The 24,628-nt window shown below is 45.9% G+C and carries 29 protein-coding genes and 1 tRNA gene; all 30 read right to left on the reverse strand.

Annotated elements, in window-relative coordinates; all coding sequences use genetic code 11:
- Window positions 1-4: 4 nt before the first annotated feature.
- Window positions 5-451: a 50S ribosomal protein L9 gene (gene rplI / locus HMPREF9429_RS02220; protein WP_006941288.1), complete on the reverse strand. Its 447-nt coding sequence runs from the start codon at window positions 449-451 to the stop codon at window positions 5-7.
- 1 nt (window position 452) lies between these two features.
- The gene (locus HMPREF9429_RS02225) at window positions 453-2,459 is read right to left on the reverse strand and encodes a DHH family phosphoesterase (protein WP_006941290.1); all 2,007 of its coding nucleotides are present in this window, start codon (window positions 2,457-2,459) and stop codon (window positions 453-455) included.
- A 14-nt stretch (window positions 2,460-2,473) separates the two neighbouring features.
- The gene (locus HMPREF9429_RS02230) at window positions 2,474-3,427 is read right to left on the reverse strand and encodes a DUF2232 domain-containing protein (RefSeq protein WP_006941292.1); all 954 of its coding nucleotides are present in this window, start codon (window positions 3,425-3,427) and stop codon (window positions 2,474-2,476) included.
- Between the two features lie 78 nt (window positions 3,428-3,505).
- Complete coding sequence (locus HMPREF9429_RS02235) at window positions 3,506-5,167, reverse strand: ribonuclease J (RefSeq protein WP_006941293.1); 1,662 nt, start codon at window positions 5,165-5,167, stop codon at window positions 3,506-3,508.
- A 218-nt stretch (window positions 5,168-5,385) separates the two neighbouring features.
- Window positions 5,386-6,294, reverse strand: coding sequence for a hypothetical protein (locus HMPREF9429_RS02240; RefSeq protein WP_006941295.1), 909 nt, complete (start codon window positions 6,292-6,294; stop codon window positions 5,386-5,388).
- Between the two features lie 12 nt (window positions 6,295-6,306).
- Entirely contained in the window at window positions 6,307-7,110 is an 804-nt protein-coding gene (gene thiD, locus HMPREF9429_RS02245) for a bifunctional hydroxymethylpyrimidine kinase/phosphomethylpyrimidine kinase (RefSeq protein WP_006941296.1), read from the reverse strand.
- Window positions 7,111-7,132: 22 nt separating this feature from the next.
- Complete coding sequence (locus HMPREF9429_RS02250) at window positions 7,133-7,603, reverse strand: SixA phosphatase family protein (RefSeq protein ID WP_040773392.1); 471 nt, start codon at window positions 7,601-7,603, stop codon at window positions 7,133-7,135.
- Window positions 7,604-7,621: 18 nt separating this feature from the next.
- Window positions 7,622-7,972, reverse strand: a complete 351-nt coding sequence (locus tag HMPREF9429_RS02255) for an ArsR/SmtB family transcription factor (protein WP_006941298.1) — start codon at window positions 7,970-7,972, stop codon at window positions 7,622-7,624.
- A 72-nt stretch (window positions 7,973-8,044) separates the two neighbouring features.
- Window positions 8,045-8,839 (reverse strand): serine hydrolase, encoded by a 795-nt coding sequence (locus HMPREF9429_RS02260; protein ID WP_006941299.1) that lies wholly within the window; start codon window positions 8,837-8,839, stop codon window positions 8,045-8,047.
- Between the two features lie 5 nt (window positions 8,840-8,844).
- The gene (locus tag HMPREF9429_RS02265) at window positions 8,845-9,285 is read right to left on the reverse strand and encodes a Fur family transcriptional regulator (RefSeq protein WP_006941301.1); all 441 of its coding nucleotides are present in this window, start codon (window positions 9,283-9,285) and stop codon (window positions 8,845-8,847) included.
- Window positions 9,285-10,109, reverse strand: coding sequence for a metal ABC transporter permease (locus tag HMPREF9429_RS02270; RefSeq protein WP_006941303.1), 825 nt, complete (start codon window positions 10,107-10,109; stop codon window positions 9,285-9,287). The genes HMPREF9429_RS02265 and HMPREF9429_RS02270 overlap by 1 nt, the downstream gene beginning before the upstream one ends.
- Window positions 10,102-10,776: a metal ABC transporter ATP-binding protein gene (locus HMPREF9429_RS02275; protein ID WP_006941305.1), complete on the reverse strand. Its 675-nt coding sequence runs from the start codon at window positions 10,774-10,776 to the stop codon at window positions 10,102-10,104. The genes HMPREF9429_RS02270 and HMPREF9429_RS02275 overlap by 8 nt, the downstream gene beginning before the upstream one ends.
- 73 nt (window positions 10,777-10,849) lie before the next feature.
- Window positions 10,850-11,230, reverse strand: coding sequence for a divalent metal cation transporter (locus HMPREF9429_RS09215; RefSeq protein WP_198005673.1), 381 nt, complete (start codon window positions 11,228-11,230; stop codon window positions 10,850-10,852).
- Entirely contained in the window at window positions 11,185-11,529 is a 345-nt protein-coding gene (locus tag HMPREF9429_RS09220; protein ID WP_006941307.1) for a divalent metal cation transporter, read from the reverse strand. Before HMPREF9429_RS09220 ends, HMPREF9429_RS09215 begins: the two co-directional genes overlap by 46 nt.
- A gap of 90 nt (window positions 11,530-11,619) precedes the next feature.
- Window positions 11,620-13,272 carry a dihydroxy-acid dehydratase gene (gene ilvD / locus HMPREF9429_RS02285; RefSeq protein WP_006941308.1) on the reverse strand — a complete coding sequence of 551 codons (1,653 nt, stop codon included), beginning with the start codon at window positions 13,270-13,272 and terminating at the stop codon, window positions 11,620-11,622.
- A 70-nt stretch (window positions 13,273-13,342) separates the two neighbouring features.
- Window positions 13,343-13,783 (reverse strand): universal stress protein, encoded by a 441-nt coding sequence (locus HMPREF9429_RS02290; RefSeq protein ID WP_006941311.1) that lies wholly within the window; start codon window positions 13,781-13,783, stop codon window positions 13,343-13,345.
- A 20-nt stretch (window positions 13,784-13,803) separates the two neighbouring features.
- Window positions 13,804-14,112: a hypothetical protein gene (locus HMPREF9429_RS02295; protein ID WP_006941313.1), complete on the reverse strand. Its 309-nt coding sequence runs from the start codon at window positions 14,110-14,112 to the stop codon at window positions 13,804-13,806.
- Window positions 14,113-14,128: 16 nt separating this feature from the next.
- Window positions 14,129-15,025 (reverse strand): hypothetical protein, encoded by an 897-nt coding sequence (locus HMPREF9429_RS02300; protein ID WP_006941315.1) that lies wholly within the window; start codon window positions 15,023-15,025, stop codon window positions 14,129-14,131.
- A gap of 9 nt (window positions 15,026-15,034) precedes the next feature.
- A complete protein-coding gene (locus HMPREF9429_RS02305; RefSeq protein WP_006941317.1) occupies window positions 15,035-15,976 on the reverse strand; it encodes a phosphodiester glycosidase family protein in 942 nt (313 codons plus the stop codon).
- Window positions 15,977-16,006: 30 nt separating this feature from the next.
- Window positions 16,007-16,813, reverse strand: coding sequence for a polysaccharide deacetylase family protein (locus HMPREF9429_RS02310; protein WP_006941318.1), 807 nt, complete (start codon window positions 16,811-16,813; stop codon window positions 16,007-16,009).
- Between the two features lie 44 nt (window positions 16,814-16,857).
- Entirely contained in the window at window positions 16,858-17,832 is a 975-nt protein-coding gene (locus HMPREF9429_RS02315) for a C-terminal binding protein (RefSeq protein WP_006941319.1), read from the reverse strand.
- Window positions 17,833-18,103: 271 nt separating this feature from the next.
- On the reverse strand, window positions 18,104-18,433 hold the full coding sequence (locus HMPREF9429_RS02320) for a hypothetical protein (protein ID WP_040773395.1): 330 nt from the start codon (window positions 18,431-18,433) through the stop codon (window positions 18,104-18,106).
- 69 nt (window positions 18,434-18,502) lie between these two features.
- A tRNA-Ser gene (locus tag HMPREF9429_RS02325) sits at window positions 18,503-18,591 on the reverse strand.
- Window positions 18,592-18,638: 47 nt separating this feature from the next.
- Window positions 18,639-19,211 (reverse strand): chromate transporter, encoded by a 573-nt coding sequence (locus HMPREF9429_RS02330; protein WP_006941321.1) that lies wholly within the window; start codon window positions 19,209-19,211, stop codon window positions 18,639-18,641.
- An 11-nt stretch (window positions 19,212-19,222) separates the two neighbouring features.
- A complete protein-coding gene (locus tag HMPREF9429_RS02335) occupies window positions 19,223-19,804 on the reverse strand; it encodes a chromate transporter (protein ID WP_040773398.1) in 582 nt (193 codons plus the stop codon).
- An 83-nt stretch (window positions 19,805-19,887) separates the two neighbouring features.
- Complete coding sequence (gene hydE / locus HMPREF9429_RS02340) at window positions 19,888-20,997, reverse strand: [FeFe] hydrogenase H-cluster radical SAM maturase HydE (protein WP_006941323.1); 1,110 nt, start codon at window positions 20,995-20,997, stop codon at window positions 19,888-19,890.
- Between the two features lie 26 nt (window positions 20,998-21,023).
- Entirely contained in the window at window positions 21,024-22,292 is a 1,269-nt protein-coding gene (gene uraA, locus HMPREF9429_RS02345) for a uracil permease (protein WP_006941324.1), read from the reverse strand.
- A 17-nt stretch (window positions 22,293-22,309) separates the two neighbouring features.
- On the reverse strand, window positions 22,310-23,557 hold the full coding sequence (locus tag HMPREF9429_RS02350; protein ID WP_040773401.1) for an FtsW/RodA/SpoVE family cell cycle protein: 1,248 nt from the start codon (window positions 23,555-23,557) through the stop codon (window positions 22,310-22,312).
- A complete protein-coding gene (gene trmB / locus HMPREF9429_RS02355; protein ID WP_040773404.1) occupies window positions 23,538-24,215 on the reverse strand; it encodes a tRNA (guanosine(46)-N7)-methyltransferase TrmB in 678 nt (225 codons plus the stop codon). The genes HMPREF9429_RS02350 and trmB overlap by 20 nt, the downstream gene beginning before the upstream one ends.
- Window positions 24,216-24,420: 205 nt before the next feature.
- Window positions 24,421-24,624 carry a DUF951 domain-containing protein gene (locus HMPREF9429_RS02360; RefSeq protein WP_006941327.1) on the reverse strand — a complete coding sequence of 68 codons (204 nt, stop codon included), beginning with the start codon at window positions 24,622-24,624 and terminating at the stop codon, window positions 24,421-24,423.
- Window positions 24,625-24,628: the final 4 nt, after the last annotated feature.

The following is a 24,628-nucleotide window of genomic DNA, read 5'->3' on the forward strand; positions in this document are numbered from 1 at the left end:
ATAATTATCCTTCGACAATATGTACCTTAATGACCGAAGTAATGGTCGGATGTACCCGGATTGTCACTTCAAACGTCCCCAGAGCTTTAATGGGTTCCTTGATTTCTACTTTTCGCTTATCCAGATCAAGGTCATATTGTTTTTTCGCCGCATCACTGATATCCTTCCCCGTTACGGCGCCGAAAACTTTACCTCCTTCACCGATACGCACGGGAATCGTCAGTTCCACTTTCTTCAACTCACTGGCCAAAACCAGCGCTTCATCCGATGCTACTTGTGCCTTATGGTCGGCCGCCGCCTTTTTCTGTTTTGCATCATTCAGATTTTCCGATGTACCGGGAACAGCCAATTTGCGAGCCAGTAAATAATTCCGGCCGTATCCGTCTGAAACTTCGACGATTTCACCTTTTTTACCGAGCTTTTTTACATCTTGCAATAAAATAACCTTCATATTATTCAGACTCCTTTTCTTCCGGAATTTCTTCCAGCGCCTTCCGAACGACTTCTTGTGCCTCTTCAATCGTAAGACCCTTCAACTGAGCACCGGCTACATTGCTGTGACCGCCGCCTCCCAAGACTTCCATAACACGTTGAACGTTAACTTCGCCCTTTGAACGGGCGGAAATACCGACAGTTTTTTCGGCCAGTTCGTAAAAAGTAAAGCTGGCTCTTACATTATTAAGATTGATCAACATATCGGCTAATTGGGCCGCCAACATAGTCGCATTTTCTTTTAAATCACCGCAATCAAGCATAGCCACGCCGTCTTCAATGGTTGCCTTTGCCAAGAGGCTTGATTTGAGCCGTACAGTAGCAAAATCGGAGCTGAAAATACTGCGCACAATTTCGGGGTCTGCCCCGCATCGACGTAAGTATGCGGCTGCATCAAAGGTTCGAACCCCGGTCTGGACGGCAAAATTTTTCGTATCCACAACAATTCCCGCATACAGAGCCGTTGCCTCCAAACTGGTCAGCTCCACTTCGTCTTGATAATACTGAATCAATTCCGTGACAAGTTCACTCGTCGATGAACTGGATGTTTCCATATACGTCAATAACGGATGTTTAATAAAGTCTGCACACCGACGATGGTGATCAATGACGACCCGATTCGGCGTAATATCAAGTAATTTACTGCCTGCCGCCATATCTCCGCGATGTGTATCAACAATGAAAAGAAGAGACTTATCCGTACACAAACGCGCCGCTTCATCCGCTGTGATAAATAGTGAATACAGCTCGTCTGCCTTCAGTCGATCCAAAAGCGGGTGCACCGCATCCAATTGTTCACTGAGAATAATGTATACAGGTCGGCCGGATAAACGTGCCATATGAGCTACGCCGATAGCCGCACCTAGGCAATCATAATCTTCCCGCACATGTCCTGTAATAAATACGGAATCACAGCCGTATACCAATTCTCTCATAGCCTGTGCCACAACACGTGCACGAACGCGCGTCGCTTTTTCTACGGACTGACTCTTACCGCCGTAAAAATGAGGTGTCCCGTCTTTTTCATAAACGACGACCTGATCGCCGCCTCGGCCGAGTGCCAAATCAAGTCCGGCTTTGGCCTTTTCAGCCAAAACATCAAAATTCGTATCGCCTTCATTCAGCAACTCTTCTTGAATAGCCGCAACCCCCATGCTGAGCGTAACGGGAATACGATTTGCCGTATGAATCCGACGAATTTTATCAAGAAAAGAGAAATTGGTTTCCGTCAATACATTTAAGGCTGACCGACTGAGGCAGGCAAAGTATTTACCGTTAGTATACGAATGTATATAACACCCCAGCTCCGTCAACTCACTGACAATACAGTTGTTGACGTTAGTCCACAACGTTGCCTGTTGTACTGCCGACATTCCCTTTGCAACTTCTTCCATATTGTCGATTTCAATGCTTGCAAATACGGGAATGGACTTCATGAAGAGAGTCTTCTGATGTTCCGTTTCCGTCACATCATCAAAATACAAAATCAGATACCCGTTTCCATCGCTGATTTCATCAGACAAACCCTTATATACAACCCGATATTGGCGGTCATTGATAGTTTCATAAAAATATCCGGTCTTCCCCCAAATCCGATCAACATTCAGATTTTCCATAGCCTTGTCAATCCGTTCATTTTCCTGAACGGAAGCCCCGACCCAATCGAGAAGGACACTGTTTGCCCAACACAAAGCTGAATCTTTGTCGACAATCGCAATGCCTATGGGCAAATTTTGAACGGCATACGTCGTCGCCTGATCGACACTTTGCGAAATAGCGTCAAAATATCGCGTAATTTCGCGGTTCCGTTCTGTATCACTTTTATGTGTCAAAACAGAAACGCCGGCAATCAAAATACATGCCAAAGCGGCAATAACCCAGTTATATACGGCAATCAACGCCAACAGAATCAGTATCACCGTTAAATAAACAAATTCGGCTTTACCGGAAAACAATTTCTTAAGCATAGGATCTCCTACAATCAGTTAATGCGATATTTACGACGGAAATGAAACAGGGCATCCGCCAAACCGAGTAAAAACGTCAAGTACTGCACGGGAACGGGAATGAAAATATAAACAAGAATAACCAAGGTCCGTGTCCATACAGTAACATGAATACGTCGTTCCAAAAAGAAAAAAATGACAGCCAAACCGTTGACGGACAAAAGGAAAAAAGTAAAGTTATCCAAGTTGATCCCGCCTGCATTCAGCCAGAATATATGTCGTGTCGTCCCCCAGTACTGCATAACCTGAGCCAACACATATAAGTATAACACAGGCCTACCGATTTCCCAATAACGCAGCGGCAGGACCGGGCTTGTATCCAAACCGCCCTTAGCCATAATCAGTCGACTCAATTGAGCTTGTACATATACAAAGATCAGAGATAGCGTGATTAAGGCCGAAGGAATCATATACGGCATAATTTCCGTTAAAACCTTGCCGTTCGCCCGTGCATTTATTAAATCTACTTGTGATACCCCGGCCGCAGCCGCATTATGTAAGGCCTGTTCAAAAATCGTCGTCATAGCCTGTCCGGCAACCACAAAAATATTAATATCAAAGGCTACGTAGAGACCCGTAAAAAAGGCCGAAAACAAGACGGAACTGAAAACGCCGCTAATGATAATCAGACGTTTTAATGACCATGCGTTTTTAAAAAAGAGTCCCGTTAACATGCCGAAGGGGGCACAGAAGGCCAAGAGCATCAAAGCTACCCCGGGCGTCGACAAAATACCGGCCAATACCGTCATAACAGCAATGACCGCTAAACACCTTCTCAGTCCATATGCATTATATGCGATACCAAGGGGCAACGGGAAAAGCATGCAGGCAACGGGGAATGTGGCGGGAACCACAAGCGATAAATCTGCCAGAAGCACCAACAGAATTATAAGTTTGGCAAGAACGGAAAGATTGCGTAACTTCTCCATAGGTGTCCCTCCTTTGCTTTTATAATAATTCAACAGCGGAGGCAAAATACGACCTCCGCTGTTATTATATCATCTTATTTAAACTTCCATAATAATCGGTAAAATCATGGGACGGCGTCTAGTTTTTTCAAACAAATACCGACTTAACGTGTCCCGTACTTGCGACTTAATGACAGACCACTCACGAATATTTTCATCTTCACACCGTTCCAAAACGGCTGCCACCTTATCGTGAGCCTCATTCATTAATTCTTCCGAGTCTCGCACATAGACGAATCCTCGCGAAACGATATCGGGACCGGCCAAGGCATGACTGGAACCTTTAGCTAACGTCATTACGACAATAACCATACCCTCCATAGCCAACTGCTGGCGATCGCGAATGACAATATTGCCCACATCTCCGACACCTAACCCGTCAACAAAGACACGGCCCGCGTTAACGCGACCTCCCTTTTGTCCGGAACGACTGGTAAACTCGAATATCTGCCCGTTGTCGCCGAGCAGAACATGGTCCTTCTCGACACCCATTTCCACTGCCAATTCGCCGTGTTTTTTAAGCATTCTATACTCACCGTGAACCGGCAGAAAATACTTCGGCTTAATAAGACCGAGCATAATTTTAAGTTCTTCCTGGCTGCCGTGTCCGGATACGTGGATACGTTTATTACTGCCGAAAACAACCCTCGCTCCTAAGCGCATCAGGTTATCAATCGTTCGACCTACACCCGTTTCATTCCCGGGAATAGGCGTTGCCGAAATAATAACCGTATCGCCGGGCATAATACTGACACTGCGATGATTATTCGATGCCATTCTGGACAAGCCGGCCATCGGTTCCCCTTGGCTTCCCGTTGTCAAAATAAGTACCTGATCAGCCGTATACCGATTCAGTTCATCGGCTTCTATTAGAACACCTTCCGGCACGTCCAAGTATCCCAATTCCTGAGAGATCGCCACATTATTTACCATACTACGCCCCAAGACAAGGACCTTGCGCTTATACAAAACAGCCGTATTGATAGCTTGCTGAATGCGGGAAATATTGGATGCAAAGGTTGCCAATATAATTCGGCCTTCAGCATCCTTAAACTCTTTGCGGAAGGCTTCTCCTACCGTTCTTTCCGACTCCGTATAGCCCGGTCGCAATGCATTCGTACTGTCCGACATGAGAAGTAATACTCCTCGACGCCCCAATTCGGCGAACTTGTGCATATCCATCAATAATCCGTCAACAGGTGTCAAGTCGATTTTAAAGTCACCTGTATGTACGATCGTTCCTACAGGGGTCTTGAAATACAAGGCACTCGCATCGGGAATGGAATGATTGGTATGAATAAAGCCGACCTTCATACAGCCGATCTGCACCTCGTCACCGTGGCGCACTTCATTTAACGTATAATTTCCTATATGATTTTCTTTCAGTTTTCCTTCTACAAGACCGCAAACCAACTTGGTTGCGTACACAGGTACATTCACTTCATTCAGCAAGTATGCCAACCCGCCTATATGATCTTCGTGACCGTGTGTAATGACGACGGCACGTACCTTGTCTTTATTCTCAATAAGATAACTCATATCGGGAATAACCAAGTCGATGCCGAACATATCATCGTCAGGAAAGGCTAACCCGGCGTCCAGAACAATGATGTCATCACCATAACAAATGGCCGTCATGTTCTTACCGATTTCCCCGAGACCACCCAAGGGGATAACCATAAGCTTTTCCTTCTTAGCCAAAATTCTTACCTCCTATTCAGTTTTAAACTAAACGTTCTTTATTTGAATGCCTTTGGTAGGCTTTATCAAGTCACGTCCGTTTACATTTCTTAATATTTTCCGCTTTTTTCCTCTTTCTGTCAATATATTTAAATCTTTTGCCATAAAAAAGACAGATTCGGCATAAATCCGAATCCGTCTTTTCATCACTTTTCCCTTCGGCAACCTATTATATACCTTTATCTTGTAGAAGGTTCGCACTGCCCCGTCTTTATTGCATCCTTAAAGCGGTCAGCGGCACTTTTCTTTACATAGTCGGGAACCTGTAAATCTACATTATCCGGCAAGGGTGCATAATCTACGGTCAAGATTACGGAGCTGTAATCCGTCACCTGATCCGCAATGAGGCGTTCTGCCGGGGTCAGCACATCGACAGACATAACCCCGTATTTCATCAAGCTACGCAACTGCCCCGTCAAGGGCACTTCGGCATGTCTGATTTTATTCGAGCTCTTATCAATGTATGTCGTAATATCGATGGGTCCGCTTTCTTTTAAAGCCTGTAATACTCCTGTAATCGTTTTTAATTCTTGCGAATTATACGCCTTAGCCGTCGGCACGGAGTTCAATCGCACCAAAATAGCATCTATATTCAGTTTGGAGGGATCGACCGTCAGGACATACGTGTCGGCACCTGTCTTTCTCACACCTTGGAAATAAGTCGTGTCGATTTTCGGGGTTGCTGTCATCTTATTTTCTATGGGTACGGAATCATTTAATTTTACCGAATCCCGTATCCATTCGCCCTCATTTTCACGATGATAGACATCTACAGCATCGCCTTCCTGTCGGGCATATACATCCGCACGCATCGCTACCGGTTGCACACCTTGCGATTGTACATCCGTATGTCCTTTTACGGCAAAAGGACGGGTCTGTATACTAAGAGTCTGATTTGCCCTGGCATTCATCAGAAACGGAATGGTCGTATCCAGGTGCAGTGTATACATGCCCTCAGGATGGGCTGCCATATTGGTCAGGGCCGATACATATTCCTCTTGCGGTGTCTGGGCCGCAGCAACACCGGCTACAACACAGACAACAAGAGCCCCTGCGCAAATTCGTTTAACAGATCGTACAATATTCATAATCGTCTCCTTTTATTCCATACCCGCTTTTTTATATAAGCCGTAAAAATGATGAATGGGACCATGCCCCTTACCAATCGGTTGCGCATGTGCAATGCCCTCAAAAACAAAGCGTTTAGCCTCTCTCACCGCGTCAATTAAAGACAGGCCGTTGGCCAAATCGGCTGCAATAGCACTGGACAGTGAGCACCCCGTTCCATGCGTACTCGTGCTGTCAAGATGTTCGCCCTTAAAGTAAGTGAACTCCTGATTGGCATACAAAATATCCGTTGCGTCACCGACACGATGACCGCCCTTAACCAATACGGCTTGAGGCCCGAGCGCGGCAATACGCCTTGCGCTTTCTTCCATATCGGTAAAAGATTCTATTTTCATGCCGGCCAATACTTCCGCTTCGGGAATATTGGGCGTCACTATAGAAGCTTTAGGTAACAATACTGTTTTTAATGTTTCTTCCGCTTCAGTGGCCAACAGACGATGTCCGCTGGTTGCAACCATGACCGGATCGATAACCGTTACCGGCGGTTTGTACTGATCCAATTTGCTCGCAATAATACGAATAGTCTCAGGCACACTGACCATACCGATTTTCACGGCATCCACAGAAATATCTTCAAATACGGCATCTATTTGCGAAGCAATTAATTCAGGCGTTACGTCCATATAATCACGGACACCGCAAGTATTCTGCGAAACAACGGCCGTAATGACATTCATGGCATAGCACCCGTGTGCTCCGAATGTCTTGCTGTCCGCTGCAGCCCCCGCACCGCCGGACGGATCCGTGCCGGCAATAGACAAAACATGTTTCATCATAAACCTCACCCTCTCAATTTAATTATCCAGGTAATGCAGAGGGATTCAAATAGGCCAGTATTTTTCCCTGCCCTACAGCCCCCTCATCAAGGTCGCAATCTATCAATGCGGCTGCCGCTCGGGAAAACTCGAGAGATGTCCCTGTCCACAGTCGTAACCACGCCTCTAAATACGGCGTATGTCCCACCAAGATTACCGTAGAGTTTCTGTTATTAATCAGTATATAGCGATACAGGGCTCCCAAATCGCCGTTTTCCAGATACACGGACGGCACGGCTCTATCTATACCGAAAGCAGAGCAGACGATATCAGCCGTCTCCGCTGTTCTTACCGTCGGACTGCAATAGACAACAGTTTGACCGGTACGAACATATGTCGCCATAGTCCCGGCCGTCTTAGATACATCGGCTAATCCCCGTGGAGATAATTGACGTTTAGCATCTTCCCCGTCTGTCAGAGGCGCTCTGCCGTGCCTCATTAGCCAAATATACACCGAGTTCTCCTTTCTCGTCTATTCGGAAACATGTTCCAGCCCTACTTCCAGTAGGGTGTAGACATGACGGTCAGCCAAGGAGTAGTATACCTCCTTGCCGGCTCGTCTGAACTGTACCAACCGGGCGTTTCTTAAAATGCGTAATTGATGTGACACTGCTGATTGCCCCATATCGATTTTACGCGAAATATCATATACACATACTTCGTTATGTAAAAGCACATGTAAAATGCGCAAACGCGTCGGATCGCCTAACACTTTATAAATATCCGCTAACGGCTGTATATACCGTTCTTCCAATACAGGTCCGTCTCCTTGCGTTACGTCAGATGCCTCTGTCGGCAAGGTTACCTTGTCATTATCGCTCATCCCGTACGCCTTCCTTCTTTATAAGATTTTCCGAATGCTTACTGTCTTTTATTATATCATAATGAAGTAGACTCAAGTTCCGGCAGTCAATACGTCATACGCATAGCGTACAAAATACGCCAATTCCCAAACAGTACGGCTTTCCGCCGTAACATTTCGGGCTCCTATGGCACAAATCAGCGGCTTTTTCCTTCCGTAAATAATGCCGCAATCATGAAAAAGGCCCTCTAATTGCCCCGTCTTATGGGCAACCGTTAAATTATGCGGCAGTTGGGCCGGCAATAAACAATTATCTTCCTGGGCAGCTAGTATTTCGATCATGGCCCGATCCTCTGTGGGGCCTACACACCGCCCCTGTGCCAACAAAGATAGAAGTTCCGATGTTTCCCTCATTGTCGTCGTATTCTCTTCTCCGCGCCGAGCCGCTTCAAAGTCCATCATGTGGCGACGTAATTTTGTCTTCACAAGTCCGAAAGACCGAACGGTTTCATTAATTCGTTCAACTCCCAAACTACGAATCAACATATTCGTACATGTATTGTCACTTTCCGTAATCATGTGAAAAATCAATTCATATATCGGCACTGAGTCGTCTCTTCTCTTGATATAAAAGGAACCGCCTTCTACGACATCATTTACCGTCAAGCATTCTGAGAAATCAAGGGTTCCTTCTTTCTTTCGACGAAAAGCCTCTATCATGACGGCAATTTTTATTAAACTGGCCGCCGGCATAAGAACGTCTTCTTTCCCACCGCACCCCGCTTCACCTACCGGTGCAAAATACCAAGACAACTCCAAGCCCGCCTCTACATTATTTTTTATATACTCTTCAAGAGTTTTCTTTTGTTCTTCTGTATAAGCACTCATGTCGGTTACGTATTCTCCCCTTGAGGCCGACACTCGCTACAATAGCCGAAGAGTTCAAGATTATGGCCCCGAATATCAAACCCCGTTTCGGCTGCAACCCGACATTCAAAATCACCCAGAGGACAATGTGAGATATCGATCCTCTTATGGCACTTCATACAAATAAGGTGATGCATATGCTCCGCAGTTTTTAAAGAAAAGCCGTAACTTCTCGAGTCGGAAAAAAAGGTTTTAGTCACCAGTCTCTTTTCAGCAAACAACTCGAGAACCCGATATACTGTCGAGAAGTTTACCCCGTCTCCCTTTTGAACCAATGCACGATAGATTTCTTCTGCCGTAAGAGCACAATCTTTCTCTCCCAAAACGGAAAGCACCGCGTTTCTCGGCTTTGTACTCTTCATTCTGTGGCTATGAAGCAACCGCTTATAGTCCTGACCGTCAATCATCAGCCCCGACCTCCTTCATCTCGTTTCTTTGCAATCATTCGACCTTGTCTCCACGCCATTACGGCAAGCAAAACCAATACGGATATAACGGCCGTCAAACCGCCCGGTGCCGTGCCGACTTCATAAGAAAGTCCCAGACCTACAATAACATCGAACAAGCTGAAAACAACAGCCCAAAGAAGTGTCTTCTTAAATCCCTGCTGCAACTGTAATGCCGTTGCTACAGGCAATGCAATTAAAGAACTGATAACCAAAATACCTACAATTCGAATAGATACGGATACGGTTGCTGCAACGAGCACTGAAAAGACATAATTAATCAGTCGTGTTTTTACACCGGCAATCTTAGCCGCATCTTCATCAAAGGTAAGCATGACTAATTGCGGAAAGAGAAGCCAAACAGTCAGAAACGTTACGACACTTAGGATGACAACGGATATGACATCTTCATTCGTAACCGTAAGAATACTGCCGAATAAAAAAACCTCAACATTAGCTCGTACAGCGCCCGAGCTGATAATCGTAATAGCTATTCCGACGGAAAAAGTCAATATAATGACCAGAATCAACTCGGAATAACGACTAAAGCGACGTCTCAATCCTTCAATAAGGAGTCCGAAACAGGAAGTAATGACAAAAGCACTCATAATCGGATTGGCATGCAAGGCCAAGCCCACGGCTACGCCGGCTAAAGACGCATGTGATAATGCGTCGCCAATCATGGAGTATCGACGCAACACAAGAAATATTCCGATAAGCGGACACACCAACGAAATAAGAACGGCGACGACAGCGGCATTTTGCATAAATGCATACTCAAACATAAGACTCACTCCCCGTATTGGCAGAAACATATTCCTTTACATAATCGCAAGGAGAACATAAATGCCCCATTCCGTCAGTAATATGAAACATGTATTTGGAATTTCGTTCTGCGGCTCGCAAATTGTGCTCTACCGTTATAATGGTCATACCTTCCTGATTCAATCGATGCAGCAAGTCGTACATTTCCGTTTGACTACGCACGTCAATACCTACTGACGGTTCGTCTAAGATCAACAAATCCGGTTGTGCCATAAGAGCCCTGGCAATAAATACTTTTTGGCACTGACCCCCTGACAAATTTCCTATTAATCGGTTCGTATACTTCTCCATCCCTACTTGATGCAAGTATTTCTGAGCGAGGCTCGCATCTTTCAGCTTCAGAATTTTCCGGTAATAATGCATAACCTCACCCACTGTAATGGGAAACTGAGAGTTTAATGCCTCAAACCGTTGCGGCACATACGAAATGCGCGAAAACGAATTCTCTACGGTGCCGCTCGTCGGTTCCACTAAAGCAAGTAAAATTTTCATAAGTGTACTTTTACCGGATCCGTTTTCACCGACAACGGAAATATAATCGCCGTCGTGAACTTGAAGATTAATATCCTTCAGCACGTACGGCGATCCGATATCATATGCAAAATAAATATGTTTTAATTCAAGCATGTGTATCTCCCCCTCTTACATATGAACAATTATATAGTTGCGCAATTGCAAATGCAAGCGATTTGCATATTTCTCAGGAAAGCACATCTATGAGTAAGAATATATTTAAAATCGTGACAATAAGAGCAATTAGACTCAAACCAGTCCGCTGTAACTTCGTGTTGGCGTAGACTCCCATAACCTTAGGTGACGACGTCAAATAAATCTGTGTAAAGACGGTCAGAGGTAATTGGACGGAGAGAACAATTTGAGAATATACCAATCCTTTAAAAGGATCGGTTATGAAGCAAATAACGACCACAGCCAAAACATACGTAAGGGCTACACCGTGCCACGAATGATAATCTTTAATATTATACACTTCCCCGAAGATTCCCGCACAGATTGTACCGCCGGCCATGCCGGCCGTCATAGTAGACGCAATTCCGGCAAAAAAAGCGCTACGGCAAACAATAGTGCCGCTCCCTTCCCCAACATGGGCTCCAACATAATCTGCGCCTGTGCAATTTCCGTAACATCCGAACGGGTCGAAAAAAACAGTGCCGCCGGAATAACAGGCATACCAGTCAACATTGAAATAGCTAAAGCACCGCCCAAGATTTCAGCTAATGCCGTTGCTATCGATGCAGCAACAGCCGTGAGAAGGAGAAATCCGGACAAAAACAGCGGCAAATGTGTCGTCGCCGCCTCAGCCAGACACAGACCCGTGACAATCCCCAAGTGGGCTACGTTATGTTGTAAAAAAACAAGCATAATGAGGAATAACGGGCTTTATAATAAAAAACCTCCCATGACAAAATAATTTGTCGTGAGAGGTTTTATTATTATATAAAGCGGCCTGCCTTATTTCATAACCGCACCCGTATTAGCCGATGTTACAAGGCGTGCATAACGAGAAAGGTATCCGGTCTTTACCTTCGGTTCAGGCTGTTTCCACACCGCTTTACGAGCCGCCAACTCTTCATCAGGCACGCATAAGTCAAGTTTTCGTTCAGGAATATTAATACTGATTTTATCGCCGTCTTTAATGAGTGCAATAGGGCCGCCTTCCATTGCTTCCGGCGAAATATGACCGATGCAGGCACCGCGACTGGCACCGCTGAAACGTCCGTCCGTCAAAAGAGCTACCTTCAATCCCATGCCTGTAATAACCGCTGTAGGATTGAGCATTTCACGCATACCGGGTCCACCCTTCGGGCCTTCATAACGAATAACAACGACATGACCTTCTTTAATTTCTCCGCCGATAATAGCTTCAATAGCCGCTTCTTCCGAGTCATAGCATTTAGCCGTACCTACATACACGGAAAGTTCCGGATCGACGGCGCTTTCCTTAACGACAGATCCGTCAGGAGCCAAATTTCCCGTCAGTATAGCAATCCCGCCCTTATTCATATAAGCATTTTCTACGGTATGAATAACTTCCGGCCTCGTAATCTTAGCACCGGCAATGCGTTCTCCTACCGTGCCCGTTACGGTTACGGCATCGGTATGAATCAGGTCTAACTTTGTCAACTCCTTCATGACCGCCGAAATGCCGCCGGCCTCCCCCAAATCCTGCATATGATACGTACCCCCGGGACTGAGCTTTGTAATATAAGCCGCTTTTTTGCTGATTTCATCAAACAAAGACAGCGGCAATTCTACACCGGCTTCGTGTGCGATAGCCGGTAAATGTAAAACCGTATTGGTCGAACCGCCGATAGCCATATCAACGGCAATAGCATTTTCAAACGCTTCGCGGGTCATAATATCGCGAGGTTTAATATCTTTTTTAACCATATCCAAAATAACCGAACCGGCCTGTTTGGCCAACATACGCCGAGCCCCGAAATAAGCGGCAGGGACAGTACCGTTTCCGGGCAATCCCAAACCTAATACTTCGGTCATACAATTCATCGTATTGGCAGTAAAAAGACCCGAGCAAGAACCGCAGCCGGGACAGGCCGAATTTTCCATATGGTGAAGTTCCTCTTTCGTAATCTGTCCGGATTCGAATTTACCGGCCGCTTCAAACACTGTGCTGACACTGATATCCTGTCCTTCATAACGACCTGCCAACATAGGACCGCCACTGACCACTACGGTCGGAATATTAACACGACCGGCTGCCATCAACATGCCGGGCACTATCTTATCACAGTTCGGGATCATGACCAAACCGTCAAAAGCATGACCGTTTGTAACGGCCTCAATGGAATCACAAATAAGTTCACGACTGGCCAACGGATATCGCATACCCCCGTGACCCATTGCAATGCCGTCACAGATACCGATAGCCGGAAATTCAATAGGCGTGCCGCCGACTGCGGCAATTCCGAGTTTTACCGCTTCCGCAATTTGACGCAAATGAATGTGGCCGGGAATAATTTCATTAAATGCATTTACAACACCGATTAACGGTTTTTGCAAATCTTCATCCGTATATCCCATGGCATGGAAAAGAGCCCGATGTGCAGCTCTGGTACTGCCTTTTTTTACAATATCACTTCTCATACTAAAATCCCCCCTGAATAAAAAAACTTCCGGTTTACGGGTTATGCCGCCGACCGGAAGCGTAATAAACTTATTTTACAACAATGACCGGAATCTTCGTATGTTCCAGTACATACGTGCTGACCGAACCTAAAGCTACACCGGCAAAGGTTCCCAGACCGCGTGAGCCCATGACAATGAGATTCGCGCCTACCCTTTCAGCAACATCCGTAATGACGGCACCCGGAGAGCCTACTTCAAAAAGTTCTTCCGTCGCAATTTCCGCAGGAATAGTTGCCTTGGCTTTATGCAAAATTTCTTCGCCTTTTTCACGAACTCGATCAGCTACGGCGCCGGCATCATAATTGCCGAAAAAACCGCTGATACGGGTAGCTGCCGATGTTAATGATGCTACATATAGAACGGAAATGGTTCCGCCCGATAATTTTGCCAAAAAGGCTGCATGTTCTAACGCTAACTGAGAGTGCGTCGATCCGTCATAAGGAACGACAATTTTTTTATACACTTCCATGATTAAGACCCCTAACTGATTTATACCTTTTTCGGTGTCGTCTTAATAACGACATTATTACCGTCTCTGACAACTTTCAACGACACTTCGCCGACGCCGTCTTTGTAGTAGGCTAATTTTATATCCAGAAGAAGCGCTCCTACCTGTTCTTGCAACTCCTTCGTAAAAAACTCTTTTCTCAATGAATTATGCTGTCGCCCTTGGGGAAGATTGGTCAAACCGACTTGAGGTTCATCCTCGACTCCTCCCGTTTCAAAGGTAAGCTCTTCTTTTACGCCTGCAAACATTTCATTAAGAGAACGGTTTTTAGGAATTTTATGCTTTGCCACTGCCTATACGCCTCCTTTATTTAGCGTTATCGGCCTTATCAGACGCTTCATGCATACTGTCCAAAGTAATTTTATTAAAATCTTCAGGCGTAGAATAGGTTGCAATTTTCGTAAAACCTTGACGTAATCGACCGCGGTATGCTGCCGTCACCTTCCCGTCCTTATTTACCTCGGCAATGTAAATTTCCTGCCCGTCTATACCCACAAGACGGAACCGACCGTTAGGTGAAATTTCTCGCCACGTTCCCGTATCACCTTCAAGCATATAGACAACGCCTGTACGCAAGTTATCGTAGAAGAACACATCGCTATCATAAAAGACGGCAATGCGACCGATATTTTCAGCTTGTACGGGAATTCTCCGCGTATCATAATTGGCATCGGTCCGATAAATACGGAACTTATTTTCACCGACTTGAAGTTTCATGTATACGACATTGGTCGCCACCGAATACGCTACATCGACAATCTTACTGTCTTCCGGGGCTTTTTCAATTTCCGTATCCAATTCACGATCCGGTGCTAAAGGATTGTACTGAGCCAAGTATACACCGTATTCTCCTGTACGCTCATCTCGTCCATATGTGGCGAAAATCGCCAAATCCCGATCGGGCAACCATTCGAAGAAAGACAGTTTGCGACCGTGCAAACTGATTTTTTGCGACTCTCCTTTTTTACCGGCTTGGTAAATCGTTACCGTATCACCTACGACGGTGGCCATAAACCGTTTATCAAAAGAATAGTATGCCTGCCCGTCCGGCTCGACGCCGAATCCCATGGCTTCCTGCTTATTCGTTCCGTCAATCTGATAGTCCGATGTAGCCGCAAAAAGAACGTTATCCAAATAATAGTATATGCCGGCTTGCAGGGCAAGACCGGCTGCAAAGGTAAGTACTACTTTTTTTAATTTCATACGCCACTCCTACTTCACAATGAACGCCGTCGGAATCATGCGCTCACCCAGAAGGTCTGCCGGCTTGTTGACGACATTACCGTTCATATATAAGGTAGAACTCGAACCGCCGTCCAAGTTAGCCGCAATATAGGCGCCTTCTTCATACAAAATATTTTGTACATCTCGCAACGTGGCTCCGATGGAGTAAGACGGCTGACGCCCGTCAATGACGAGGAATAAAACAGTACCGTCTTTCTTTTGTCCGATAGCCGTACGCGGACCGACACCCCAACCGCCGTCACCGCTGGTAATCATGCGTTCACCGTTAACGATTAAGGCCGGACCGAAGGAGATACCTTCTTTCACATCCATGGAAATCAGCTCACCCTTGCTATAGTTACCGGCTATGAGGTTTCCGTCGTCTGTCAATCCGACAAATTCATTAACTTCGCCATCTGCCACATTTTGTCCTAAAATAAATTTCCCGTCGTGAATAATAAATCCGTACGGACTGCGCCCCGTACCGGTTCCGTTTGCATCATAAAAGCCGCCCGCATTAATGGCCGCTACGGCACCGTTGCGCTTAGCAATACTGCTCGTCGTTTCACCTTTTTCATCAAGATTTTCCGCCGTCGCAATCTGCACCCGTTTCGGGTCGGGTATTTCCAATAAGAACCCCTTAAAGCGGCTGGAATCGATATTCTTCAGTTTTAAGGAAGAATCGGTACGTGCCGTAAACTTGAATAACTCCTGTTTCGGCGCCGTGCTGATTCCGCCTAAGATACGGTCTATTTCTTCCTGAGAAAACAACCAAGTAATATATTGCGGATGGCGACTTTTCAAAATTGCCCCTACAACAGTGCGTTTAATGTTGTCAAAGGGTCCGAAAAGGACGACAAAGGGTGACGACACTGCAAAAAAGAGTAATGTCACCAACAAAAATTTACCGATTTCTTTTGCTATCTTCATATATACCCCAATCCCGTAAAGCTTGCACTTTTATCGGTCTTCGTATGCTTCGGTAGTAACCCGTTGCTTAAAGTTTTCTATATCTACAGCATTTCCGATCCAAATACGCTTAAGTGCATACGGATTATCCCCGTATTTCACCCAACCGGGATTCATGGTAAACGCCAACTTGATACCGTTCTTCTTCATAGCTTTCTGCGATGCTTCGTCGTTAGAGCCGTAAGGATAGCAATAGTATTCATTCGTGATCCCCAATTGTTCCTTCAGCTCTTTCTGGCACATAGCCACTTCTCTATTGAGCACGTCTTCATTCATTTGTGCCAAACGTTCGTGGTGATATCCGTGCCCGGCAATGGTCATACCCGACGCTTGCATCTCCTTAATCTGATTCCATGATAAGCGAGTTCCCTGATCGGCATCATAGGTGGGAATAAAGACGGTACAGGCAAAGCCATATTCTTTCATAAGCGGCATTACGATAGAGTACGTATCGACATAGCCGTCATCAAAAGTAATGACTACGGGCTTTTCCGGAACAGGCTTATTAAACATCACATATTCGTAAAGCTGATCCAATGTCAAAGGGTGGAATCCGTTATCCTTGAGAAACTTCATTTGCTCTCTCAGGTGTGATTCTTTTAATACCGCATCGTTATCCTCTATATCACCAATCATGTGGTACATAAGAACCGGAATCCCTTTTTCCGGAACGGCCATCTTCGTTTCAGCCTTTGTTGCTCCGTCCGAGGTCATCGAGTTCTCCTCTTTGGTCTTACCGCACCCGACTAAGACGACTACCGCTAGCAGTAAGCAAAGAATCAGTTTCCAACTACGCATGACAGTCTCCTCCCGTTTTTACCGTCTTACAACGTTTCAGTCGCCTATTCTTCTTCAGAGGATAAGCTCACAAAAGGAATATCTTCCATCTTATCATCCAGAAAGAGGCGAATGTACCGTTCCGCATCATCGTATTTCGCTTTCTCCGCCTCTACCGAATGTGCCCGAACATCAGGTGTGAGTAAAAACTCGGGGCGCTCCAGCATTTCCAAAAACATGGTGCTCGGGTGCTCCGTTGTCAAGGTATCCAAAGCAACACTGCGAATATGCCCGTCATCAACGGCATGATATAAAGCCGCCTCGTCAACGAGCCCGCCACTGCCGCAATTAACCAACATGGAACCCTTTTTCATGCGTTCCAACTGTTCTTCTTGAAACATGTTCTGCGTTGCCTCTTCAACCGGCAAGTGCAAGGTAATCAAGTCACTGGTCTTTAATAATTTATCAAAATCCACAGGCGTTACACCGTTGTCGAGCATGGTTTTCTCACTCACAAAGGGGTCGTATGCCTGTATGCCGCACCCGAAGGGGCGCAGACGTTCCGCTACCAGCTGTCCGATCCGACCGAAGCCGACAATCCCTATAAGGTTTGCCGATACACGATGTAACGGCCAAGGCACGGATCCGAACTGCCAACGGTTGTTATCACGTACATCATAGGCATATTCGGGAATTTGACGTAATAAAGCTAAAATCATGGCACATGCATGATCTGCCACATCTTCATCAAAATAATCATGAAGACACACGACCTTGATATTACGATCTTGTGCCGTCTGTAAGTCGATATGAGAAGTTTCCTCCCCCATTACGACAATAAGTTTTAAATCATCTGTTTCTTCCAGAACTCGGCCCGATACAGGCTCATCGTCACAAATGAGTATATCCGTGCCGTCCAGTTGATCTATCAATTCATCTTCATCTTCAGCAGAGCAATATTCCACTTCGGCAATATCGCTCAACCGCTCTCCAAAATCATCTTCGTCTTGATGTCCTGTCAGAACGCTTATGTGATACATATCACTGCCCCTTTTCTCTAAAACCTGTTTTAAGATATAAACGTACAGTTAAATATATAACATAAATACCGTGAAATATCAAGGATAAGCCGCTTGACAAGGCTATCTGTCAATCATTTTGTTTTTAACGAAAGCCGGCTAAGTCGAGGTTTACTTTTATAGTATTTCTTTCTAAACAATATCATGGCAATTCTGTCTTTAACTTATATTTATATGTCTTTTTATCTTGATGACAAAGAAAAACACGGTCACCTATCGGCAACCGTGTTTATTATCCCAATTTTTTCAAGCGACAGACCATAACCGTATCCGTTTCTATCCGTTTCTCTTCCAAGACATCGACCGCATAGGCTATGCCTTCATGAGATACGATGCGGCCTTCTCCGTATTCTCGCTTAAACCGTGCTTTTCGGTTCGGCTCGCTATCGGAAAAACCGCTGACTTCTATACGTAATGCCCCGTCGTCCTCTTTTACAAACTTCAACGCAAAGGGTGATTGATCCGTACGATTTTTCCGACCGACTGCATAAAAAGCAAGACAAATAATGATGAATACGGCGGTCGATGCTGCCAAGACAGTCTCTGATGATACTAAAGACATATCACAGGCCTCCTTCATATATCTGAAAAAAGAGGAATCGAGTCATACGATTCCTCTTTTTTTCTCTACTGGCGGAAGGGGTGGGATTCGAACCCACGGTACCTTGCGGTATCACTAGTTTTCAAGACTAGCTCCTTAAACCACTCGGACACCCTTCCGTAACGGAATAAGTATATCAAATTCCAAAGACGACAGTCAAGAATCCCTACACGGTAAGTAACCCGGCCATCCCCAATATAAGTCCCAAGACTCCCGAAGCGAAAAGAATTGTAATGACACCTATATGGCGCCGCACGGCGACCAGCGTCACAATAAGCAACACTAGCCCCCCCAAACTGAGATCGCTCCAGTGTACGGGTAATTCCTCTGTGTTCCATAGCGCCAGAAGAATAAAGTCGATGGATGCGGCACAAATAAGCCCCACTACAGCAGGTCTCAAGCCGTTTAGAGCACCTCGTACAGGACCGATATCACCGTACTTCAAGAAAATTTTAGCCAAGGTAATGCCGATACAAAGAGAGGGTACGACAAAGCCGACAGTTGCCGCTACACCACCGAAAATACCGGCCGTCTTCATACCTGCAAAGGTTGCCGCGTTGATGCCGATGGGGCCCGGCGTCATTTGCGAAATCGTAAAAATATCAACGAATTCACTCATAGTGAGCCAATGATACCCGTCCACAACGCCGGCCTGGATGAGCGGCATAGACGCATATCCGCCGCCGACACAAAAAACACTGACCTTACAAAATTCCCAGAATAATAAGAGATATATCATCTGTCCGCTCCCTAATTATACTTCGCCGAACGCATAAACAAGAGACCTATGAGACCGTCCGTTAAAATAAGGTACATTATATTAATTTCAAAGACCACATTGGCTATAAAGGTGGCCAGGACAATAAAAATAGGCAAGATTAGTTTGCGCTTACACTGTTTTAAAAATAAATCAATGCCCACATTAACGATAAGTGCCGTCGCCCCGCACTGCATACCTCGCAAAACCAATTTAATATAATAATTCTGAATAAAAAACTCATAAAAAACGGAAATAATCGACAAAATCAATAAAGGCGGCAATACAGTGGCCGTTGCAGCTACTAAAGATCCCATAAGACCGGCCATACGATAACCGAGAATGATTGCGGAATTAACGGCTACAACCCCCGGCATGGATTGGGCGATCGCTACAAGGTCCAGAGTCTCTTTTTCTGTCAACCAACCGAAATCATCAACATACTTTCCTCGTAAAAGGGGAATGATAACAAATCCCCCGCCTACAGTTACGGCACTGATAATAAATGTGGAACGAAACAGGTCCCAATAAAAAGCGGCCGTTCGTTCGGACTTAGACAGTTTTATGTCGTTCACAGCCTCTTCCTCCGAATCCAATCCTGTCGGTTCTCATATCCATATAACAGTATACACCCAAAAAAGCGGGACACAGTCCCGTCTTATGTTCTTTCATGTTTTTTCTGAAAATGCGGAGCATCTCCCCACTTCCCGAAACCTACCCTATCCCCCACCGAGGCAACACGGGCGGCAATACATTGGCGACACTGCGACGGCGTGTCGTCCACACACGGCTTGTTATCGTAAAGTAAATAGTCTTTGCGAAACTTCGGCAGGGTAATAATGGGCATAAGCACATTGGCCCCCGCCTTTAACCCCATTTCTCTTCCCAAAGGATGCAAAGCTTGCAAGGCTGTTGTCGCCGCAATATTGCAGTCAGGTAAGAAAAGCCGGGTTACGGCAATCATAATCAATCCCAGCCGCAATCTCCGATTTCGTTCAGACTTTATATCAAGATCTTCGTTCACAGCATATTGTCCCAAAGGAGTCTCGCCATGAATGACATACGGCCCCATGCCGATCATGTCAATATTTTCTTTTTTATAAAAGAGGATGTCATCAGCCAGATCTTCCACCGTCTGTCCCGGCAAGCCGATCATAACGCCGGTTCCTACTTGATACCCTATGCGATCCAACGCCTTTAAACAATCGTACCGCTTCTGCCAACTGTGTAGCCCGTCATGAGGATGCAAGGTCTCATAAAGCTTACGGTTTGATGTCTCAATGCGCAATAAATAGCGATGGGCACCAGCTTCGAACCAACGACGATAGGTTTCTTCCGATTGCTCCCCCACACAGAGAGTGATGCCCAAGGCACCGTCGCCGATGGCCTTCACAGTACGAATCATGGCCTCTACATCATGAATAAACGCTTCGTCTTGTCGTTCTCCCGATTGCAACGTAACGGATCCGTAACCGTTTTCATAAGCCCATTGTGCCATACTTTCTATATCTTTGAGAGCCGTCCGAAATCGCTTCACTTTCCCATTTTCTCGACGAATTCCGCAATATAGACAGTTTTTCATACATTGATTGGAGAACTCCATTAAGCCGCGATAATACACGATATTTCCTACGTGACGTACCTTCGTTTCATAAGCGGCTCTATATAAGCTTTCCAAATCCTCCGCTTCCGTCAGGGAAAGTAAGCTGACTAAGTCGTCACGATTCATAGCTTCTCCGCGGCGGACTATATTATGCAACGACTCCATTCATATCCCCTCGTTCTGCCGAATCCTTAATGGTAGTTATCAATATGAAGCCTTTCAAACAGTAAAAAGGCCAAGCTCAAAATCATGGCTACAACAGTCGCCAAACCCATCCCTTTTAACTGTACGGGGCCGACAGCAATCGTAGCCCCCGACAGGCCGCAAATCATAGTAACAGCTGTAAGAATAAGATTTTTCGAACGTGTATAGTCCACATGTTTTTCAACAAGCATTCGAATCCCCGATGCGGCAATAAAACCGAACAAGAGTATGCATACGCCGCCCATAACGGGAACGGGAATACCGTGAATCAAAGCGGCAATCTTACCGACAAAGGAGAAAATAACCGCCAGCAAAGCCGCCCCACCGATAACCCAGGTACTGTACACACCTGTAATCGCCAAGACCCCCATATTTTCGCCATATGTCGTATTCGGTGTAGATCCGACTAAGCCGGAAAGAACATTGGACAAGCCGTCGGCAAACAGAGAGCGATGAAGACCCGGATCTTCAATAAGGTTGCGCCCCACAATATCACTTGTGACGAAAAGATGCCCCAAGTGCTCGGCAAAAACGACGAACAAAGCAGGCATAATCATCATAATGGCACTGAGATTGAACTTCGGTTCATAAAAAGTCGGCACGGAAATCCACGGTGTAGTTTCTACTACCGAAAAGTCTACAACGCCCATAAACCAGGAAAGGATATATCCCGAAATGACACCGATAAGAATAGGAATAATACCGATAAAACCGCGACCCAGCACCGTCGCCAACAAGGTTACAATGAGTGTAAAAGTGGATATAATCATGGCCGTTTCATTTGTCATGCCCGACGCCTCGCCGAGATAACCGGACATAGTCATAGCCAAAGGAGCCAGTTCCAAACCTATAATGGCAACGACCGCTCCCATAGCTGCCGGCGGGAAAAGGACATCTATCCAGCGTGTCCCCACTTTATTTACAATGCCGGCCAAGACGATAAAGGATAAACCGAAAACAATGAATCCGCCTTGGGCATCGCCGTAATCCATCCCCGATGTCGCACACACGGCCAAAACAGGGGATATAAAGGCAAAGCTCGATCCTAAGTAAGCCGGCAAGCGCCCTTTGCAAATGAGAAGATACAAAATCGTACCTATGCCGTTCATAAAAAGAGCCGTAGCCGGATCAACATGCAGTAAAAACGGCACTAAAACCGTAGACCCGAACATGGCAAATAAATGCTGTAAACTCAAAGGAATAGTCTGCAATAAAGGCAGACGTTCGTCAACTTGAATGATTCTGTGTTGTCTCATGACTACTCTCCTAACAATTAGTGACGGCCCGGTCTGAATACACTCCGAGTTTCATCTCTCATAGAGGTGAACTCGCGTTCTTCGGCAAGTCGCGTTTGCCGTTCCGCTTCCCGCCTGTTTGACTTACAAATATTTAATAAAATAGCCGCTGCAATCATATTAACTATCAAGGATGTCCCACCGTAGCTGATAAACGGCAAAGGCACTCCGACAACGGGAAGCAACCCGCTAACCATGCCGATGTTGATAAATCCCTGAACGCCGAAATACATGGTCGTCCCGAAGGCCAACAATCTTCCGAACGGGTCTTGACACATAACGGCACACTTACATCCGTATACTAAAATAATGCCGAAAAGCACGATCATTCCCAGAGAGGCTCTTAACCCCAATTCTTGGGCTAAGACGGCAAAGGCAAAGTCTGTATGGGCTTCCGGTAAGTAACTGAATTTACTGATCCCCTCCGCCAAGCCTTGGCCGAAAATCCCCCCCGACCCGATAGCAATCAACCCCTGGACGGTCTGGTAACCCAAGGTCTTCTCATACTCCCACGGATCGATCCACGCGATAATGCGATCTCTTCGATACGGCTCGTAGAGAACGAAAAAAATGGCGCCTACGGCAACAAGCAAAGCGGGCCACTTTACTTCCATAAGCTTAGCCCCGCTGATCCAAACCATCAAAACAGGCAAAATCAAGATAATAATAGCCGTACCCGCATCGGGTTGCTTAAAAACGGGAACTGCCAAGACCAGCGTCAAGAGCAGGGCTCTTTGCGGCCACCAGGGAAAGCGTTGCCAAACAGGTGCTTTCTTATTATGCGAAAGAGGTGCCAAAAATGTAACCTCCTTACCGGCCTTCAACATAGGTGTCAGCAAAGAAGCCGTACATAAGATGGCCGTCAATTTTGCCAGTTCCGAGGGCTGAAAGGTAAGCTTACCGATGCCGAGCCAACGTCTGGCACCGTTTGCTTCTATGCCGATTAAGGGTACGGCCAACAAAAGCAAAAGGGTTACAAAGTACATGAGTTTAGAATATTTCGACAACCGGTGATAGTCGCTACGAAAAACCATAACTGCAGGAATCAGACCGACTGCGGAAAAAACCAATTGTCGCAATAAGTGTCCGTAAGCACTGCCTGAAAGACGGTCCTCCGCAAAAGTAGCACTGAAAACGTTAACCGTACCGATAACCCAGAGGAGCGCAAAGGCTCCTAAGAGCAACAGCATGGCCCGATACATCTGTTTAGCCTTCTTGTTGTTCATCATCAACATCCTTTGCCGGCTTGGCGGCTACACAATGAAAAATCGGTTGTCCGAGGCCGCTGAACTTCGCTTCATACTCGGTCATAGCCTCATTTAAAATGTCACTGCCGTGTAAATCGTAGGTTACCTCTGACAAAGGCCAGTGACGAGCGTTGAACTCTTCCAACGTAAAGTCGAAAAGTCCCGCATTATCGGACTTAAAGTGAATTTCTCCGTCAGCAGCCAACAAACGTGCATAGCGATCCAAAAACCCCCTGTAGGTCAAGCGGCGTTTGGCGTGCCGTTTTTTAGGCCAAGGGTCACAGAAATTGATAAAAAAGCGATCTACTTCGCCGGGTGCAAAGAGAGTTTCCAAAAAAGCGGCATCAAACCGTAACAAGCGTACATTGGTAAGTTCGGCAGCCGCACATTTCTTAGCGGCATAGTATAAAACCCCCAATTGCACTTCAATGCCTATAAAATTAACCTCTCTGTGAATATCGGCTAAGCGAGATATGAAGTTTCCCTTTCCCGTACCGAGCTCAACCCACAAAGGCGCCGTCGGATTATCAAAGACCTCACGCCATCTTCCTTTCAGGCCCTCCTGCGGTTGCAAGTATACGAAGGAGTCGTACTCCCGTATTGCCTCGTCAATCCACGGTTTTCTACGTAATCGCATGCGTGCCTCCTCTAAAAAAGGCGGCTGTCGAAGTATACAGCCGCCTTCATCTCCCTTGTCCGAAACGGGTGGAGAAATATAACCTTCGACTCCCATTTCTTTTTTCTTTACTCATTATAGGTAAAGCCTATTTACCTGTCAATTTTTCGACTCTCATCAGCCTTGTAAAGAGTGCGGCATAAGCAAATTCTTATACCGCACTGCTTTATGATTTTTCCTTATGCGAAATAATTTTCTTTACGGATTTTTCGAATTTAGGTCGCGATACCATGACGCGATGACCGCAACCGCAACAAACAATAATAAAATCGACACCCGTCCGTACTACTTCCCATTCAAATGAACCACAGGGATGTGCTTTCTTCAATTGCACAATATCTCCGATTGCGTATTTGACAAAATCGGTCATATTT

Source organism: Megasphaera micronuciformis F0359, from assembly GCF_000165735.1.
Taxonomy (GTDB): domain Bacteria; phylum Bacillota; class Negativicutes; order Veillonellales; family Megasphaeraceae; genus Megasphaera; species Megasphaera micronuciformis.